Raw genomic sequence first — 17,019 nt, 5'->3', positions numbered from 1 at the left:
GCAAAACCGGCCAACCGTATCGGTGGCGAAAACAGTACAGTTTGGCGCGGCGCAGCAAAAGGAGCTGTGGATGGACGAGACAGCAGCATCGACTGAAAATATTCCTGTTGGTAACGGCGCCGCGCACTGGCCGGTGCTGGCGATCGACCGCACCAAACGCGGCAGCCTGGTCGATCAGATTGTGGCAGCGATCGCGCAGATGGTAAACCAGCGGGAATTACGGGTTGGTACAAAAATGCCATCGGTGCGACAATTCGCAAAATGTAATGCCGTGAGCACCTTCACGGTGGTGGAGTCGTATGACCGGCTCCTTAATGTTGGACTGCTGTCGTCGCGTCGCGGTTCCGGTTTTTTTGTCGCGCGCAGCGATATCGCGGCGGCGCCGATGCCGGCGCTGGCGGCCACGCCGGTCGCCATCGACGCCCTCACCCCCGACCTGTATTCCGGCGTGTCCGACGCGCTGCCGGTGGGCGCCGGCTGGCTGCCGCCGGAGTGGTATGGCGAGACCACCATCCTCGACGCGGTGCGCCACGCGATGAAGATCCCCGCCTCGCGGCTGCGCGGCTACGGCCATCCGCTCGGCTTTCCGACCTTGCGCCAGCACCTGGCGGCGACGCTGGCCGAGGACCTGTTCGCGGCCGAACCGGATCAGGTGCTGCTGACGCACGGCGCCACCCACGCCTTCGACCTGATCCTGCGCACCTTGACCAAACCGGGCGACACGGTGTTCGTCGAAGACCCCGGCTACAGCAACCTCACGTCGCTGATCCGCCACCATGGCTGCATCGCGGTCGGCATTCCGCGCGGCGAGGCCGGGCTCGATTTCGACGTGCTGCTGGCGCAGGCGGCGGCCACCCAGCCCAAGCTCATGTTCGTCAACACGGTGCTGCAAAACCCGCTTGGCACGTCGCTGACGCAGGCGCAGGCGCACCGGCTGCTGGGGGTGGCCGAGCAGTTCGACTTCTGGCTGGTCGAAGACGACATCTACCGCGAGCTGGCGGCGCGCGGCGAGGCGTCGCTGGCGGCGATGGACGGCTTGCGGCGGGTGATCCGGGTTGGCAGCTTTTCGAAGACGCTGTCGCCGGTGCTGCGGGTCGGCTCGATCTGCGCGTCCAATTCGCTGGTGCCCGAACTGCTGCGGGTGAAGATGCTGGCCGGCCTGACGACATCCGAAATCAACGAGCGCGCGGTGTACCACGCGGTGTCGGCGCGGCCGTACAAGCGGATGATCGAGAAGCTGGCAAGCCGGCTCGAAACGGGGCGCGAACGCACCATCGAGCGGCTGCTTGAGGCCGGCATGGCGCCGATCGCCAGGCCGCGCGGCGGCATGTTCGTCAGCGCCGGCTGGCAGGTCGCGCCGACGGCTGAGTGGAACGGCAAGGTGATCGCCGACCTGGCGCTGAAAGCGGGCATACTGCTGTCGCCGAACCAGTTCTTCATGCTGCGCCCATCGAGCACGATCTGGTTCCGCTTCAACGTCGCCTACGCGGCCGAGTCGCGGGCGCTGATCGACTTCCTGCGGCCGTTTGCGCCTCGTTGAAAGAGCCCATGACCATTACCAGGACCGTCAACGCGATCCGCACCGCCACCGTCAAGCGCCGGGTGATCAATCGCGACAAGCTGGAAGCGGACATCGCCTTCGAGGCGGTGCGGGTGTTTGCCGAAAGCGGCTACGAAGGCGCCTCGGTGGCCACCGTGGCCGACAACGCCGGGCTGTCGAAGCAGAACCTGATGTACTACTTTCCGACCAAGCAGGCGCTGTACCAGCGCGTGCTCGACGATGTGCTCGACGAATGGCTGGCGCGGATGGACACGCTGGCCGACCCGAGCCAGGAGCCGCGCGACATGCTGCGCGCGTACATCCAGGCCAAGCTGCGCTTCTCGCGCGAGCATCCGCTCGGTTCGCGCGTGTATGCAATGGAGGTGATCAGCGGCGCGCCGCTGTACGGCGAGCAGATTCGCCAACGCGTGGTGCCGCTGGTGCGCAAGGACATCGAGGTGTTCGAACGGTGGATCGACCAGGGCCGCATCGCGCCGGTCAACGCCACCCACCTGCTGTTTGCGATCTGGGCGATGACGCAGTCGTACGCTGACTTTTCGGCGCAAATGGAACTGGTTTTAAACCGCAAGCTGACCGCGGAGGATTTTGCCGATGCCGAGAAGCTGATCGCCGACATGGTACTGTGTGCGGTTGCCATTCCAGGAGCCTCTGATGTTTGAGACGACAACATTCACCACCGAGCGGCTGCGGCTGCGTCCATTGATGGCGTCGGATGCCGCGGCGCTGTTCGAGGTGTTTTCCGACCCCGAGGTGGTGCGCTACTGGAGCAGCGCGCCGTGGACGGAGCTCAAGCAGGCCGACGAGTACATCGTCAGCGCCGCGCAGGCACTGGCCGAGGGCAGCATGCTGCGCGTCGGGATCGAAGTGGCGGCCACCGGGCAGTTGATCGGACAGTTCGCGCTGTATCAGCTGGACCCGCAGAACCGCCGCTGCGACATCGGCTACGCGCTGGGACGGTCGCACTGGGGCAAGGGCTACATGGCCGAAGTGATGAACGCCATGCTGGGCCACGTGTTTGGCGAGCTGGCGCTGAACCGGGTCGAGGCGGACGTCGACCCGCGCAACAGCGCCTCGCTGCGCGCGCTCGAGCGCATCGGCTTCGTCAGCGAGGGCCTGCTGCGCGAGCGCTGGATCGTCGCCGGCGAAGTCTGCGACACCGCTTTCTACGGTTTGCTGAAAAGCGACTGGGAAGCGCGCCCCCGTTAATCGCGCCGAACGACCGGTTATCCCACCGTTTGCCCGCTTCGTCGGACGCGCATGGCATCGCGCCGGCACGCTTGCTACAGTGACCTCATCGACAACCGCCCCTCAGGAGCACTGCATGAAAAACGTCACCTTCTCATCGATCTCGATGCTGCTGGAAGAAATTGGCCGCGCCTTTGCACAGGCGTTCCGTTACGGCGCGCGCGTTATCGCCACCATGTCGGTGGCGCAGATGATCGCCGCCTGCATCGGCCTGGCGCTGCTGATCACCATCCTGCCGCTGGCCTTGTTCCTGTTCATGGTCTTCTTGATCGTCAAGCTGGCGGTGGCGGCCATCGTGCTCAACGCGCGGCGCCAGAAGGAATGAACGTGAGCGCGTCGCAACTGAACCGCGCCGCCGACGTCCTGCGCGAAGCGGCCGAAGTGGTGAAGACCACGTGGTGGCGTTTCGTCGACTGGCTGGCGGTGATCGAATGGCGCCGGCTGATCATCATCCACTTGCTGGTGCTGCTCACCGGCGCCATGACGCAGACGCCGGAGCCGGCGCTGTGGTTCGTCTTGATTTCGTTCGGCGTCAAGGTGCTCGCCGGCGGCAAGCGCAAGGCGGAGCTGGACGCGGCCGCGGCGAGCCGCCAGGCCGACGTCGCCACGCTCGAGCGCAAGCTGACGCAAGCGCAGATGGCGGCGCTGCAGGCGCAGGTCGAGCCGCACTTCCTGTTCAATACGCTGGCGCTGATCGGCCAGCTGATCGAAACCGATCCGCCGGAAGCGGCGCGCATCCACGCGCACCTGATCGGCTACCTGCGTTCGACCTTGCCGCAGATGCGCGCGGCCGGCGGCGCCACGCTCGGCAAGCAGGTCGAGCTGTCGCGCGCCTACCTGGCCATCATGCAGGCGCGGATGAAAGAACGGCTTACGGTGCAGTTCGAGGTGCCCGATTTTCTCGGCAGCGCGCCGTTCCCGCCGATGATGCTGCAGATGCTGATCGAAAACGCGATCAAGCATGGCCTCGAGCCGAAGATCGCCGGTGGGCGCATCGACGTCTCGGCGAAAGTGGTCGGCGCCACGCTGCAGGTCGACGTGCGCGACAACGGCGCCGGCTTCGACATGACATCCGACGACGGCGTGGGCCTGGCAAATATCCGCGAACGCCTGTTTCTCCTGTACGGCAAGGACGCCGAACTGGTGATCGAGGCGCCGACGGAAGGTGGCGCGCTGGCGTCGATCCGCCTCCCTTACAAGATGATGGCGGACTGACATGGCGAAAGCGGCAACCACGGTCAGCGCGCTGATCGTCGACGACGAGGCGCCGATGCGCGACCAGCTGCGCGCACGGCTGCGCGAAGCGTGGCCGGCGCTCGACATCGCCGGCGAAGCGGCCAACGGCGTCGAGGCGGTGGCGATGGCCGCCGAGCACCAGCCCGACATCGTGTTCCTCGACATCCGCATGCCGGGCCAGAGCGGCATCGAGGCGGCGCGCCAGCTGTGCGGGCGCTGCCACATCGTGTTCGTCACCGCGTACGACCAGTACGCGCTCGACGCGTTCGAACAGGGCGCGATGGACTACCTGCTCAAACCGGTGACGGCGGAGCGGCTGGCGACGACCTGCGCGCGGCTGCGCCAGCGGCTGGCGGCGCCACCCGAGGACATCGGCCAGAAGCTGGCGCAGCTGACGGCGGCGCTCGAGCAAGGCCGCGCGGCGCGGCCATCGTACCTGCGCTGGATCCAGGCCCAGGTCGGCGGCAGCCTGCGCATGATCAGCACGCGCGAAGTGCTGTTCTTCCGCTCCGACGAAAAATACACGCGGGTGCAGACGGCGCAGGCCGAACTGCTGATCCGCAAGACGCTGAAGGAACTGGCGGACGAACTCGATCCCGACGAGTTCTGGCGCATTCATCGCTCGACGCTGGTGCGGGTCGATGCCATCGCCGCGGTAACGCGCGACATGCGCGGGCGCCAGATGCTGAAGGTGCACGGCATGACCGAGGCGCTGGAGGTCAGCCGCAATCACGCGCACCTGTTCCAGCAGATGTAGGCAGTATTTACAAAATCGCCAGCCGCAGGACATCGGCGGCGCGCCGACACAGACGACTCACCTGGTAGTGGCCGACGCCGACGCCGTGTACGGCCGCGTGCGGGAAGCGGGCGCGGCGATCGTGATCGACATCGTCGACGAGGAATACGGCGGTCGACTTCGCTTACTCGCGCACCCGGTTGTCGGTGACGATCACGTCGAAGCACGGCAACCTGCCGATGGCGCGCACCGGCAGTACGCTGTCGATCTGGCGCAGGTGCGAGGACGGCACATGGCGTCTGTCGCGCGACGCCAACCTGCTCGGCGCGCCAGGCTAGCTTAGCGCCTCGACCAGCGCGCGATCGGCAACCCGGACGGGCCGGATGCGGATGGTGTCGCGGTACAGCGGCGGCATCGCCGCGCACAGCGCGCCAAGCGCCGCCTCGTCGATACGCGGCAGCACGTACTGGAACTGCGCCGGATTGGTCGCCGGCAGCGGCCCTTCCATCGTCGAGCCGTAGGCGCCCAGGTCCATGACGCTGTGGGCGCCGGCGCCCGGGCCGCGCGCGAACACGAACGTGCCCTGCTTCGGATGGGCCAGGAAACGCCGCACCAGATCGCGCATCTCCGCGCCGGCGCCCAGCATCAGCTGGTAGCGCAGCTGCGCGTACTGGCGCGTGCATTCCATGAACGCGGTGCAGATCGCCGATTGCGCGCGCCGCCCCGGCACGCACAGCAGCAGGTTGCCGAAGCCGTCGAGCAGCGCGGCGGCGTCGCCATCGCCGCCGTGGCGCCGGTCCTTTTCCATCGCCGCCAGCAGGTACGGCGCCAGGCCGGCGTCGGGCGCGTGCGGCGCGCAGCGGTAGGACAAGGCTTGCGGGTACAGCGACTTGAGTTTGCGGACAATCACGTCGCTGCCCTCCAGCGTGGCCGGATCGCGCAACTGCTGCTGCGCCAGGTCGCTGGTGAGGAAGGCCTGCACCTTGTCCGAGGTCGCCTCGAGCGCCAGCGAACACAGGGCCTGGGTCGGCTCGGCGATGGTCTTGCCGATGAACAGAGAGCGTGGCGGCGCGCCGGTGCTCTCGCGTGCGTAGCCGGAGGTGCCCAGCACGGCGGGATAGAAGAAGCTGGCGACGGCCTGCGCGCGCAGGCCTTCGGGCAGCGACAGGAAGGCGCCGCTGCGGTCGTAATTGACGCCGGCCTTCGGGTCGTTGGCCGCCACCACCACGTTAAAACCAGCGGCGAGGATGGCGCCGGCGCACATCGCGCACGGGTCGAGCGAGGTGACGAGCGTGATGTCGTGCGGCGCCGGCAGGTCGCGGCCCTTGGCACGCTCGGCGAAATACCAGTCGATCAGCTGGCGCTCGCCGTGCGCGGTGGGGTCGAAGATGAGTTCATCGCGCACCACGTTGTTGGGCAGCGACTTGAGCACGTTGCCGTGCTGGTCGAGCAGCACGCCGCCGACGCCGAAGGTTCCCTGCGACTTGGCGGCGATGGCTTCGGCGGCGGCGATTGCTACCGCGGCCTGCACGTCGATCGTTTTCTTCAACTTACTTCTTCAGGTCCCAGCCGCCAAACGCGTTGGGCAACTGGCCGGCGGCGGTGGTCTCGAGCATGTCGCCCTTGAGATTGGTGAGTATCACCGGCAGGTCGTTGCCACCCAATTCGAGCACCACCTGGCGGCAGGCGCCGCATGGCGCGATCGGGCCGTCGGTCGAGCCGATGACGGCCAGCGCGGCAAAATCGCCCGGCTTGTAGCCGTGCGCGATGGCGCTGAAAAAGGCGGTGCGCTCGGCGCAATTGCACAAGCCGTAAGACGCGTTTTCGATGTTACAGCCGCGGAACACGCGGCCGTCCTTGCATTGCAGGGCGGCGCCGACCTGGAAGTTCGAGTACGGCACGTAGGCCAGTTCACGCGCGGCGCGCGCTTCGTCGATCAGTGTTTCGTAGTTCATGCTGTTCTCTTTACGGACGAATGGTGCGGTAGGTGACCGGGTTCGGCGCGGACCTGGCGGCGCCGATCTGGTAGGCGGCCTGCACTTCGCGGATCGCCTGCCGGGCGGCCGCTTCGGTGCGCGCGTGGACCATCGCCAGCGGCTGGCCGACGGCGACCTGCGCGCCCAGTTCGGCCATGCCGGACAGGCCGACGGCGAAGTCGATGGCGTCTTCCGGACGTCGGCGCCCGCCGCCCAGGCTGACCACGGCCAGGCCGAGCGAGCGGCAATCGGTGGCGCTGGCGAAACCGTCTTGCAGCGCCGGCGCCGGCACGATGATCGGCGCCTGCTCCAGGTAGGCGTCGGGACGCTCGAGCAGGTCGGCCGGGCCGCCCAGCGCGGCGACCATGCGGGCGAAGCGTTCGGCAGCTTCGCCGGAGTCGAGGCCGGCTTGCAGCCTGGCGCGCGCCTCGGTGTCGGTGGCGGCCAGGCCGCCGAGGATCAGCATCTCGGCGCACAGCGCCATCGTCACTTCGTGCAGGCGCGCCGGGCGCGAACGGCCGGTCAGGTAATCCATCGCCAGGCGCACTTCGAGCGCATTGCCGGCGACCGGGCCGAGCGACTCGTTCATGTCGGTCAGGATCGCCGAGGTGCGGGTGCCGGCGCCGTTACCGACGGCGACGATGCTCTCGGCCAGTTCGACCGACTTGTCGAAGCTCGGCATGAAGGCACCGGTGCCGACCTTGACGTCCATGACGAGGGCGTCGAGGCCGGCCGACAGCTTCTTCGACAGGATCGAGCCGGTAATCATGGCGACCGATTCGACCGTGGCGGTGGTGTCGCGGATGCTGTAGAAGCGCTTGTCGGCGGGCGCGAGTTCAGCGGTCTGGCCGATGATGGCGACGCCGACTTCACGCACCACCTTGCGAAACAGCGCCGGGTCGGGCACGGTGCAGTAGCCGGGTATCGAATCGAACTTGTCGAGCGTGCCGCCGGTGTGGCCGAGGCCGCGCCCGGAAATCATCGGCACGAAGCCGCCGCACGCGGCGATCATCGGTCCGAGCATCAGCGAGACGACGTCGCCGACGCCGCCGGTGGAGTGCTTGTCGACGACCGGACCGGGCAGGTCGAGCGAGCGCCATTCCAGGACCTGACCCGAATCGCGCATTGCCAGCGTGAAGGCGACGCGTTCATCCATCGTCATGTCCTTGAAATAGACCGCCATCGCGAGCGCGGCGATCTGGCCTTCAGTGGTGCCGCCGGTGGTGATGCCGGCGACGAAAAACTGGATCTCCTCTGCGCTCAAGGTTTCGCCGTTGCGCTTCTTGCGGATGATTTCCTGGTTCAAAAACATATGCTGCCTTTTCTATTATTTTTCTTATCAAACGCCGTACGGGATCCAGACGTTCTTGACCTGGCTGGCGTGCGCCAGCACGGCGCGGCCACCGGCCTGCTTGGTGTCGTACCAGTCGCGGCCCTTGCCGCCGCCAACCCAGGTGCGCTTGAGCGAGCCGGCCGACAGGCGCTCGACTTCGGCGCAGCCCTCGGCCGATCCGTCGTGGCGCCATACCGCATCGACGTCGGAGTGCGACGCCAGCGTGCGCGCCAGTTCATCCGCGCTGCCGGTGACGATGTTGAGCGCGCCGCCCGGCAGGTCCGACGTGTCGAGGACCTGATACAGATCGGTCGCCGCCAGCGGATACGCTTCCGACGGCACCGCGATGACGCGGTTGCCCAGCGCCAGCGCCGGCGCCACCAGCGAAATGAAGCCGAGCAGCGGCGACTCGTTCGGGCAGATGATGCCGATCACGCCAACCGGCTCATTGAGCGCGACGGTGATCCCGTGCATCGGCGGCTGGTGCGCCAGGCCGTCGTACTTGTCGGCCCAGGCGGCGTAGTAGAACAGGCGCTCGATCGACGCCTGCACTTCTTTTTCCGGATTCTTCGCGCCGGTCATCGCTGCCAGGCGCGCGGCGAATTCGTCGGCGCGGATCGCCAGGTTTTCGGCGATGTAATACAGCACCTGCGCGCGGTTGTGCGCGGTGGCCTTGGCCCAGCCGGACGCCTTGTGCGCCGCTTCGACGGCGTTGCGGATGTCCTTGCGGTTGCCTTCGCCGACGTCGCCGAGGAAAGCGCCGCCGGCGCCGTTGATGGCGCGGCTGTAGGCGCCGTCAGGGCGTGCCTGCTTGCCGCCGATGTACAGCTTGGCGGTGCGGTCGATGCCGAACACGCTGCCCGATTCCGACGAACTGACCTTGCCCCTCGCTTCCACCACCGGCAGCGCCGGACGGGCGTCTTCCGACAGCGCCGTCATGTATTCGTACATGCCTTCCTTGCCACCTTCGCGGCCGAAACCGGACTCGCGGTAGCCGCCGAAGCCGCAGGCGGCGTCGAACTGGTTGGCGGTATTGATCCAAACGACGCCGGCCTTGATCTGCGGCGCGATATCGAGCGCCAGGCTGATCGACTCGGACCACACGCAGGCTGCCAGGCCGTACACGGTGTTGTTGGCCAGCTGGACAGCTTCAGCCGGCGTGCGGAAGCTCATGGCGACCAGCACCGGTCCGAAAATCTCGGCTTGCGCGACGGCGGCCGAGGTGGAGGCGCCGGTGATCAAGGTCGGCAGGAACCATGAGCCGGTGGCCGGCAATTCGCAGTTCGGCTGCCAGATGGTGCAGCCTTCGGCACGCGCCGATTCGACCAGGCCGTGAATGCGCCGCTGCTGCACCGGATCGACCAGTGCGCCGACGTCCATCGACTTGTCGAGCGGGGAACCGAGGCGCAGGTTTTGCATGCGCGCGCGGACCTTGGCGAGGAAACGCTCCTCGACGGACTCCTGGATCAGCAGGCGCGAACCGGCGCAGCAGACCTGGCCCTGGTTGAACCAGATCGAATCAACCAGGCCTTCGACGGCGGCATCGAGGTCGGCATCTTCAAACACGATGAACGGCGACTTGCCTCCAAGCTCGAGCGACAGCTTCTTGCCGGTGCCGGCGGTGGCCTTGCGGATCAGGCGCCCTACTTCGGTCGAGCCGGTAAAGGCGATCTTGTCGATGCCTGCATGATTGACGATCGCTTCGCCGACACGGCCGTCGCCGGTGACGATGTTGACGACGCCGGCCGGCACGCCGGCCTGCTGGCAGATCTCGGCGAACAGCAGCGCCGACAGCGACGTGAATTCGGCCGGCTTGAAAACGATGGTGTTGCCGGCGGCGAGCGCAGGGGCGATTTTCCACGCCAGCATCAGCAGCGGGAAATTCCAGGGGACGATCTGGCCCACCACGCCGACGGCGCGGTAGTCGGCAAATTCTTCAGACTGCAGCTGGGCCCAGCCGGCGTGATGGTAGAAGTGGCGCGCGGCCAGCGGCAGGTCGGCGTCGCGCGTTTCGCGGATCGTCTTGCCATTGTCGAGCGTCTCGATGACGGCGAACAGGCGCGCGTGGCGCTGCAGCAGGCGCGCCAGCGCGTACATCACGCGCGCGCGGCCGTGGCCGCCCATGGCAACCCAGCCTGGCTGCGCGCGGCGCGCCGCCGCCACGGCGCGGTCGATGTCGTCGCTGCCCGCCTGCGTCAGCTGCGCCAGTTCCGTGCCGTCGGCAGGATTGGTCGAGGCGAAGGTGTCGGATGCCGGCGTCCACGCATTGTCGATGAACAGGCCGAAACGGCGCTCGTGACCGTCGAGCCACGCTTGCGCTTCTTTGGTGCTTTCGGGGGCTGGGCCGTAATCCATGGTGGTGAGAATCTCGTTAATAGTTGGCATGACGAATCCGATGACTTTTTATGGTTGCGCGTGGCGGTGGTTCGCCGAGTAATTGCCGGTGACGTAGTGTTCGAGCTGGCGTTCGATGTCGGTCAGCAGGCTCGATGCGCCGATGCGGAACAGGTGCGGCTCAAGCCACTCGCGGCCGAGTTCTTCCTTCATCAGCGACAGGTACTGCAGCGCGCTCTTGGCCGAGCTGACGCCGCCGGCCGGCTTGAAGCCGACCTGGAAGCCGGTCTGCTCGTGGTATTCGCGGATCGCGCGCACCATTGTCAGCGCGACCGGGATGGTGGCGTTGACGCCTTCCTTGCCGGTCGAGGTCTTGATGAAGTCGGAGCCCGCCATCATGCACACCCACGAAGCCTTGGCGACGTTTTCGAGCGTGGTCAGGTCGCCGGTGGCGAGAATGGCCTTGACGTGGGCGTCGCCGCAGGCCTGGCGGTAGGCCACCATCTCGTCGTACAGCGCCTGCCAGTTGCCGTTCAGGACGTGCTGGCGGGTGATGACGATGTCGATTTCAGTGGCGCCGGCGGCGACCGACAGTTCGATCTCGCGCACCTTGGTTTCCATGCTGGCGAGGCCCGCCGGGAACGCGGTCGACACCGCGGCGATCGGCAGGCGGCCGTGCAGGATTTTGCCGGCCGGGGCGATCATCTCGTGGTACACGCAAACGGCGCCGGTCGACAGCGACTCAAGGCCAAGCGCTTCCATCAGGTCCGAGCGCAGCGGGCGCATCGCCTTCATGCACAAGCGCTCGACGCGCCCTGGCGTATCGTCGCCGCCGAGGGTGGTCAGGTCGATGCACTTGATCGCCTGGACCAGCCACGCGGCCTGGTATTGTTTCTTCACCGTGCGGCGGTTCGCCAGGCTGGCGGCGCGGCGGTCGGCGGCATTGCGGTTGACCTTGATCTGGTTGACCCAGCCCAGATCGAGGCCGGAGGCTTGATTGCGTTTGAATGCGGTAGGTTGGGTCATAGCAGCGGTGTTCCGTTGGAGAGGGGTTTGACGCCCAGGTGTTTGGCCAGCGTGGCGCCGATGTCGGAGAACGTTTCGGAAATCGGCAGCGCGCGCGGCGCCACGCCCGGTCCGAAGAAGATCATCGGGATGTGTTCGCGCGTGTGGTCCGACCCCGGCCAGCTCGGGTCGCAACCATGGTCGGCGGTGATCACAACCAGGTCGCCCTCCTTCAGTTTGACCATGAATTCGGGCAGGCGTTCATCGAGTTCGTGCAGCGCGTTGGAGTAGCCGGCGATGTCGCGGCGGTGGCCGAAGGCCTGGTCGAAGTCGACGAAGTTGACGAACGTGAGCGACTTGTCGCCCGCTTCTTCTTCGACTTTAAGCAGCGCGTCGAACAGCGCCATGTTGTCGACGCCCTTGACCACGCGCGAGACGCCCTGGGTGGCGAAGATGTCGCTGATTTTACCGAGGGCGATCACCTCGCCGCCGGCGTCCTTGACGTGGTCAAGCAGGGTCGCGCTTGGCGGCGGCACGGCATAGTCATGGCGGTTGCTGGTGCGGCGGTAGTTGCCGTTTTCGCCGAGGAAAGGACGGGCAATCACGCGCCCGATGTTGTATGGCTTGACCAGTTCGAACGCAGCCTCGCACATCGCGTACAGGCGCTCGAGGCCGAAGTGCTCTTCGTGCGCGGCGATCTGCATCACCGAGTCGCCCGACGTGTACAGGATTACCTTGCCGGTGGCGACATGCTCGTCGCCGTGCTTGTTGATGATTTCGGTGCCCGACGCGTGGCAGTTGCCGAGGAAGCCAGGCACGCCGGTGAGTTCCTGCAGCTTGTCGGTGACCTCGGCCGGGATCGACGGCACGTCGCGCGGGAAGTAGCCCCAGTCGAACAGCACCGGCACGCCAGCGATTTCCCAGTGGCCGCTCTGCGTGTCCTTGCCGGTCGACTGCTCGCGCGCCGCGCCGTATGCGCCGGTGAAGCCGTCGCGTTGGGCGAAGCCGGGCGCCCATTCGCCGCTGGCGGCGTGCGCCGCCGCGGCCAGGCCGAGGCGTTCGAGGTTCGGCAGCTGCATCGGCTTGCCGCCGTCGGCGGCCCAGCTGGCGATGTGGCCGAAAGTATTGGCGCCGGTGTCGCCGAAGGCTGCCGCGTCAGGCGCAGCGCCGAGGCCGAAGGAATCAAGCAAAAGGATGAATGCGCGTGACATGATGTTGGCTCGTTTAAAAGGTGTGTGGACTCAGGCTTGTGCGCGGTCGGTGGCGGCGACGCCTTCCAGGAACGCCAGGATCAGCTTGACCAGGTCCTTGGCGCCGATGGCGGCGTACTTCAGGGTCTGCTCGTGCGACAGCGGGAACGGCGACATGCCTTCGGCCAGGTTGGTGATGACGGACACGCCGGTGACCTTCAGGCCGCAGTGGCGCGCCGAGATCACTTCCGGCACCACCGACATGCCGACGACGTCGGCGCCGAGCTTGGCCATCATGCGGATTTCGGCGGCGGTTTCGAAGTTCGGGCCCGGATAGGCGACGAACACGCCTTCATGCAGCGTGATGCCGTTGGCGGCAGCGGTGTCTTTCACGAGGTTGCGGATGTCGCTGTCGTAGGCATTGGCCATGCTGAAAAAGCGCGGGCCGAAACGATCGTCGTTCGGGCCGATCATCGGGGTACCGGGCAGCAGGTTGATATGGTCGGTCAGCGCGACCAGGCTGCCGGCATCGACTTCGGGACGCAGCGAGCCGGCGGCGTTGGTCACGAACAGCATCTCGCAGCCGAGCAGCTTGAGGGTGCGCACGGCGGACGTCATCACGCCCATGCCGTAGCCTTCGTAGAAGTGGCCGCGGCCCTTCATGCACACCACTTCGACGCCGGCCAGCGTGCCCAGCACCAGGTCGCCGGCGTGGCCGTGCACGGTGCTGATCGGGAAGCCCGGCAGTTCGTCGAAGCCGATCGAAACCGCGCCGGTCATCTGTTCTGCCAACACGCCCAGGCCCGAACCGAGGATCAACGCCACGCGGGGCGCAAAACCTGGCTTGCGCGCGCGGATCAGGTCGGCGGCTTCGAATGGCGTGTTATTGGACATGCGGTTTTTCCTTGTTCGGTGAGGATGAGGTGAAAGCTGGGTGGAACAGCGGGGAGCGCGTGCGAGGCGAACCGGGCAGCCTAGTATTATAACTATGCATCAATCGCGATATGTATTGCAAATACCCTTTTTCTTCCTTATTTATACTAACATCGTATAAATTGTATAGTCGCTGATCGTGCTGTGCTCTTCAGTGCGCAAGAGCGAAACATGCGAACCGATTGACAGCAGATGAACAAGTGTTTATCTTTGCAGACAATTGTTTGCTAATGGCGAAAAAGTGATTGGCCTTCCCAAGAAAGATCAGTTGTACGAATTGATTCGTGCAAATCCCTTCATCTCCCAGCAGGAGCTGGCTGATCAGTTGCGCCTGTCGCGCTCCGCCGTGGCCGGGCACATCGCCAGCCTGATCCGCGATCGGCGCCTGCTCGGGCGCGCGTACGTGCTGCCCGGCGCACGCCCGATCGCCTGCATCGGCGCGGCCAACATCGACCGCAAGCTGCGCCCGGAGGCGCCGCTGGTCATGGGCACGTCGAATCCGGCGCGCCAGCACGAATCGTTCGGCGGCGTGGCACGCAATATCGCCGAGAACCTGGCCCGCCTCGGCGCACCGGTCAGCCTGACGACGGCCATTGGCGACGATGCGTCCGGACGCGCCCTGCTGACCGATGCCGAGGCGGCCGGCATCGACATCGGCGGCGCCGTGAAAGTGGCCGGCGCCTGCAGCGGCACCTACACCGCGGTGCTCGATGCAGAGGGCGAGATGGTCGTCGCGCTGGCCGACATGGCGCTGTACGACGTGCTGACGCCGGCCTTGATGGCCAGCCGGCGGCGCGCTGCCGCGGCGTTGACGGTGGCTGACCTGAACCTGCCGGCCGACACGGTGGCGGCCTTGCTGGCCGAGGCGCGCGGCGACGCCGCCACGCTGGTGCTGGTGGCGGTGTCGCAGCCGAAGATGGCGCGATTGCCGCAAGACCTGCACGGGCTGCGCCTGCTGATCCTCAACGAAGGCGAACTTGCCGCGCGCGCCGGCGCCCCGGTCGACAGCGACGGTGCGCTGGCCGCCGCCTGCGCCGCGCTGCAGGCGCAAGGCGCGCGCGACGTCATCGTCACGCGCGGCAGCGGCGGCGTGTGCTTTACCAGCGGCGGCAGCGTCAGGCAGCTGGCGGCGGCGGCGGCGCAGATCGTCGACGTCACCGGCGCCGGCGACGCTTTCGCCGCAGCGGTCTGCTGGTCGCTGTTCCAGGGCGACGACGACCTCGAACTGGCGTGCCGGCGCGGCCTGAAGCTGTCGGCGATGACGCTGGCGTGCGACCGGACGGTCTGCCCTACCCTGGACGCCGACAGCCTGCTCGACGCCGGCGCTGCCGATAACGCGGCCGACTCGCCGCAACCATTTAACGCTCTTTACCAGGAATGACCATGCAGCAGTTTCTCTTGTTCTCGCCAGAAGTGGCCGCCGCGCGCGCGGCAGGCACCCCAGTCGTTGCGCTCGAATCGACCATCATCTCGCACGGCATGCCGTACCCGCAGAACGTGACGATGGCGCGCGAAGTCGAGCAGATCATCCGCGACGCCGGCGCCGTGCCGGCGACGATCGCGATCATGGACGGAAAAATCTGCATCGGCCTGTCCGACGAGCAGCTCGAGCTGCTCGGCACTTCGCCTGACGCGATGAAGGTAAGCCGGCGCGACCTGCCGTTTGTCGTCGCGCAGAAGCGCCTTGGAGCGACCACGGTGGCGGCGACGATGATCTGCGCGCAGCTGGCCGGCATTGCGGTATTCGTCACCGGCGGCATCGGCGGCGTGCACCGCGGCGCCGAGACCAGCTTCGACATCTCGGCCGACCTGCAGGAACTGGCGCAGACCAACGTGGCGGTGGTGTGCGCGGGCGTGAAGTCGATCCTCGACATCGGCCTCACGCTCGAATACCTGGAAACGCACGGCGTGCCGGTGATCGGCGTCGGCCAGGCGGGCTTTCCAGCGTTTTTCACGCGCGAGAGCGGTTTCAATGCCGACTTCCAGCTCGACAGCCCGCTCGACCAGGCGGCCTTCATCGACACCAAATGGGCGCTCGGTCTGCGCGGCGGCGTGGTGGTGAGTAATCCGGTGCCGGCCGAAGCGGCGATGCAAAAAGAAGAGATCGACCGCATCACGTCCCAGGCGCTGATGGAGGCGGACCAGCGCGGCGTGACCGGCAAGGCCGTGACGCCGTTCCTGTTAGGGCGCATCAAGGAGCTGACCTGCGGCCGCAGCCTGGCCACCAACATCGCGCTGGTCAAGCACAACGCCGTGGTGGGCGCGCGGCTGGCGCTGGCGCTGCACGATTTTCCCGGCACCCAGCCGGTCTGACCTGAACCGCTAGAAAAGGGCGCCATGTCCATCGACCTGAAACAGCTGAAGTACTTCCTTGCCGTTGCCGAAGAAAAGAGCTTCAGCCGCGCCGCCGAGCGGCTGCACATTTCGCAGCCGCCGCTGTCGCAGCAGATCATGAAGCTCGAGAGCGAGCTAGGGGTCAAGCTGTTCGCTCGCACCACCCGCACGTTCGAACTGACGGTGGCCGGCAAGGCACTGATGGCGGAGGCGTCGGAGCTGCTGGCGAAGATGCGCATGACGATCGACACCATCCGCCAGATCGACCGCGGCGAAGTCGGGCGCCTGCGCGTGGGCATCGTCGGTTCGGCGATGTGGGGACCGATCCCCAGCCTGCTGGAGGAATTCCAGACCAAGTATCCGCGCGTGACGTGGACGCTGCACGAGTCGGGGCCGAACGTGCAGTACGAGGCACTGCGCGCCAAGCAGATCGACGTCGGCTTCTGGCGCGAGCCCAAGCTCAGCGTGGAGGAACTCAAGCACGACAACCTGCGCCAGGAGCTGTGCTTCCGCGAGAACGTGTGCGTGGCGGTGAACGAACACAATCCGCTGGCCAGCAAGGCGCACGTGGAGCTGATCGACATCGCCGACCAGCCGATGCTGACGCTGGCGCTCGACAAGTCGGCGTTCCCGCGCTACCTGATCCAGTGCTGCGTGGACGCCGGTTTTCAGCCGACGATTTTCCAGGAGGCGAGCGAACCGCAGACGCTGCTGGCGATGGTCGGCGCGGGCCTGGGCGTGGCGCTGATGCCGGAGACGACCAGCCGGATCGGCTGGCCCGGCGTGATCTTCTTGCCGATCAAGACCGACCCGCCGTCGGCCAACCTGTACATCGCCTACACGACGCAGGACGACGCACCGGTGGTGCGCGCCTTCCTCAATATCCTCAATCCTGCTGCCGCAGAGTAAGGAAATGCCGATAGCACTTTTGGGGTCAGGCCTAGGTCTGGCACTTTTGGGGTCAGACCTAGGTCTGGCCCCGATTTGCTTAGCAGAGTCACTTTTGGGGTCAGACCTTAATGCCGCTAAGTTAAGCTTTAGTCGCATTTTCTTGTTGTAAACTTTCGGCCGAAGTGTTAACTTTCTGGCTGATGCTGTCCGATGCCCTCCCACTGGTTATTGATTTGCCCCACCCG

At 66.4% G+C, this 17,019-nt stretch carries 16 protein-coding genes; 9 read left to right on the top strand and 7 right to left on the bottom strand.

Features of this window, described 5'->3' with window-relative positions:
- Positions 1-70: 70 nt before the first annotated feature.
- The 6 genes from ACP7DD_RS22715 (at position 71) to ACP7DD_RS22690 (ending at position 4,799) form a co-directional block, all read left to right on the top strand.
- Positions 71-1,540 carry a PLP-dependent aminotransferase family protein gene (locus ACP7DD_RS22715; RefSeq protein WP_426177145.1) on the top strand — a complete coding sequence of 490 codons (1,470 nt, stop codon included), beginning with the start codon at positions 71-73 and terminating at the stop codon, positions 1,538-1,540.
- Between the two features lie 8 nt (positions 1,541-1,548).
- The gene (locus tag ACP7DD_RS22710) at positions 1,549-2,220 is read left to right on the top strand and encodes a TetR/AcrR family transcriptional regulator (RefSeq protein ID WP_426177144.1); all 672 of its coding nucleotides are present in this window, start codon (positions 1,549-1,551) and stop codon (positions 2,218-2,220) included.
- Positions 2,213-2,767: a GNAT family N-acetyltransferase gene (locus ACP7DD_RS22705; RefSeq protein ID WP_426177142.1), complete on the top strand. Its 555-nt coding sequence runs from the start codon at positions 2,213-2,215 to the stop codon at positions 2,765-2,767. The genes ACP7DD_RS22710 and ACP7DD_RS22705 overlap by 8 nt, the downstream gene beginning before the upstream one ends.
- Positions 2,768-2,882: 115 nt before the next feature.
- On the top strand, positions 2,883-3,131 hold the full coding sequence (locus tag ACP7DD_RS22700) for a hypothetical protein (RefSeq protein ID WP_426177141.1): 249 nt from the start codon (positions 2,883-2,885) through the stop codon (positions 3,129-3,131).
- On the top strand, positions 3,128-4,021 hold the full coding sequence (locus tag ACP7DD_RS22695; protein ID WP_426177139.1) for a sensor histidine kinase: 894 nt from the start codon (positions 3,128-3,130) through the stop codon (positions 4,019-4,021). Before ACP7DD_RS22700 ends, ACP7DD_RS22695 begins: the two co-directional genes overlap by 4 nt.
- A 1-nt stretch (position 4,022) precedes the next feature.
- Positions 4,023-4,799, top strand: a complete 777-nt coding sequence (locus tag ACP7DD_RS22690) for a LytR/AlgR family response regulator transcription factor (protein WP_426177138.1) — start codon at positions 4,023-4,025, stop codon at positions 4,797-4,799.
- Positions 4,800-5,112: 313 nt separating this feature from the next.
- Here ACP7DD_RS22690 and ACP7DD_RS22685 read toward each other — a convergent pair whose 3' ends face one another.
- Genes ACP7DD_RS22685 through xapA form a run of 7 tightly spaced genes read right to left on the bottom strand, consistent with a single transcriptional unit; the run spans position 5,113 to position 13,510 of the window.
- The gene (locus tag ACP7DD_RS22685) at positions 5,113-6,327 is read right to left on the bottom strand and encodes a nucleoside deaminase (protein WP_426177136.1); all 1,215 of its coding nucleotides are present in this window, start codon (positions 6,325-6,327) and stop codon (positions 5,113-5,115) included.
- A 1-nt stretch (position 6,328) separates the two neighbouring features.
- The gene (locus ACP7DD_RS22680; protein WP_426177134.1) at positions 6,329-6,733 is read right to left on the bottom strand and encodes a cytidine deaminase; all 405 of its coding nucleotides are present in this window, start codon (positions 6,731-6,733) and stop codon (positions 6,329-6,331) included.
- A gap of 10 nt (positions 6,734-6,743) precedes the next feature.
- A complete protein-coding gene (gene deoA, locus ACP7DD_RS22675; RefSeq protein ID WP_426177132.1) occupies positions 6,744-8,066 on the bottom strand; it encodes a thymidine phosphorylase in 1,323 nt (440 codons plus the stop codon).
- 27 nt (positions 8,067-8,093) lie between these two features.
- On the bottom strand, positions 8,094-10,472 hold the full coding sequence (locus ACP7DD_RS22670) for an aldehyde dehydrogenase family protein (RefSeq protein WP_426177130.1): 2,379 nt from the start codon (positions 10,470-10,472) through the stop codon (positions 8,094-8,096).
- A gap of 18 nt (positions 10,473-10,490) precedes the next feature.
- The gene (deoC, locus tag ACP7DD_RS22665; RefSeq protein ID WP_426177129.1) at positions 10,491-11,447 is read right to left on the bottom strand and encodes a deoxyribose-phosphate aldolase; all 957 of its coding nucleotides are present in this window, start codon (positions 11,445-11,447) and stop codon (positions 10,491-10,493) included.
- Positions 11,444-12,637 (bottom strand): phosphopentomutase, encoded by a 1,194-nt coding sequence (locus tag ACP7DD_RS22660; RefSeq protein WP_426177127.1) that lies wholly within the window; start codon positions 12,635-12,637, stop codon positions 11,444-11,446. The genes deoC and ACP7DD_RS22660 overlap by 4 nt, the downstream gene beginning before the upstream one ends.
- 30 nt (positions 12,638-12,667) lie before the next feature.
- Positions 12,668-13,510 carry a xanthosine phosphorylase gene (gene xapA / locus ACP7DD_RS22655; protein ID WP_426177125.1) on the bottom strand — a complete coding sequence of 281 codons (843 nt, stop codon included), beginning with the start codon at positions 13,508-13,510 and terminating at the stop codon, positions 12,668-12,670.
- Between the two features lie 280 nt (positions 13,511-13,790).
- Between xapA and ACP7DD_RS22650 the strand changes: the two genes are divergently transcribed.
- The 3 genes from ACP7DD_RS22650 to ACP7DD_RS22640 are packed head-to-tail and all read left to right on the top strand — an operon-like array spanning position 13,791 to position 16,792.
- Positions 13,791-14,930 (top strand): carbohydrate kinase, encoded by a 1,140-nt coding sequence (locus tag ACP7DD_RS22650; protein ID WP_426177124.1) that lies wholly within the window; start codon positions 13,791-13,793, stop codon positions 14,928-14,930.
- A gap of 2 nt (positions 14,931-14,932) precedes the next feature.
- Positions 14,933-15,862: a pseudouridine-5'-phosphate glycosidase gene (locus ACP7DD_RS22645; protein ID WP_426177122.1), complete on the top strand. Its 930-nt coding sequence runs from the start codon at positions 14,933-14,935 to the stop codon at positions 15,860-15,862.
- A 24-nt stretch (positions 15,863-15,886) separates the two neighbouring features.
- A complete protein-coding gene (locus ACP7DD_RS22640; protein ID WP_426177120.1) occupies positions 15,887-16,792 on the top strand; it encodes a LysR family transcriptional regulator in 906 nt (301 codons plus the stop codon).
- The last annotated feature ends 227 nt before the right edge of the window (positions 16,793-17,019 follow it).

This window comes from Massilia sp. TWR1-2-2 (assembly GCF_049897565.1).
Classification (GTDB): domain Bacteria; phylum Pseudomonadota; class Gammaproteobacteria; order Burkholderiales; family Burkholderiaceae_D; genus JAFCUW01.
Note: the sequence above shows the minus strand (reverse complement) of the source record. Positions and strands in the feature narration are given on the sequence as shown.

Coding starts and splice junctions, on each gene's coding strand:
- xapA (WP_426177125.1), bottom strand. CDS start 13,510: ATGTCCAATAACACGCCATTCGAAGCCGCCGACCTGATCCGCGCGCGC.
- ACP7DD_RS22695 (WP_426177139.1), top strand. CDS start 3,128: ATGAACGTGAGCGCGTCGCAACTGAACCGCGCCGCCGACGTCCTGCGC.
- ACP7DD_RS22715 (WP_426177145.1), top strand. CDS start 71: ATGGACGAGACAGCAGCATCGACTGAAAATATTCCTGTTGGTAACGGC.
- ACP7DD_RS22680 (WP_426177134.1), bottom strand. CDS start 6,733: ATGAACTACGAAACACTGATCGACGAAGCGCGCGCCGCGCGTGAACTG.
- ACP7DD_RS22670 (WP_426177130.1), bottom strand. CDS start 10,472: ATGCCAACTATTAACGAGATTCTCACCACCATGGATTACGGCCCAGCC.
- ACP7DD_RS22660 (WP_426177127.1), bottom strand. CDS start 12,637: ATGTCACGCGCATTCATCCTTTTGCTTGATTCCTTCGGCCTCGGCGCT.
- ACP7DD_RS22705 (WP_426177142.1), top strand. CDS start 2,213: ATGTTTGAGACGACAACATTCACCACCGAGCGGCTGCGGCTGCGTCCA.
- ACP7DD_RS22640 (WP_426177120.1), top strand. CDS start 15,887: ATGTCCATCGACCTGAAACAGCTGAAGTACTTCCTTGCCGTTGCCGAA.
- ACP7DD_RS22700 (WP_426177141.1), top strand. CDS start 2,883: ATGAAAAACGTCACCTTCTCATCGATCTCGATGCTGCTGGAAGAAATT.
- ACP7DD_RS22645 (WP_426177122.1), top strand. CDS start 14,933: ATGCAGCAGTTTCTCTTGTTCTCGCCAGAAGTGGCCGCCGCGCGCGCG.
- ACP7DD_RS22690 (WP_426177138.1), top strand. CDS start 4,023: ATGGCGAAAGCGGCAACCACGGTCAGCGCGCTGATCGTCGACGACGAG.
- deoC (WP_426177129.1), bottom strand. CDS start 11,447: ATGACCCAACCTACCGCATTCAAACGCAATCAAGCCTCCGGCCTCGAT.
- ACP7DD_RS22710 (WP_426177144.1), top strand. CDS start 1,549: ATGACCATTACCAGGACCGTCAACGCGATCCGCACCGCCACCGTCAAG.
- deoA (WP_426177132.1), bottom strand. CDS start 8,066: ATGTTTTTGAACCAGGAAATCATCCGCAAGAAGCGCAACGGCGAAACC.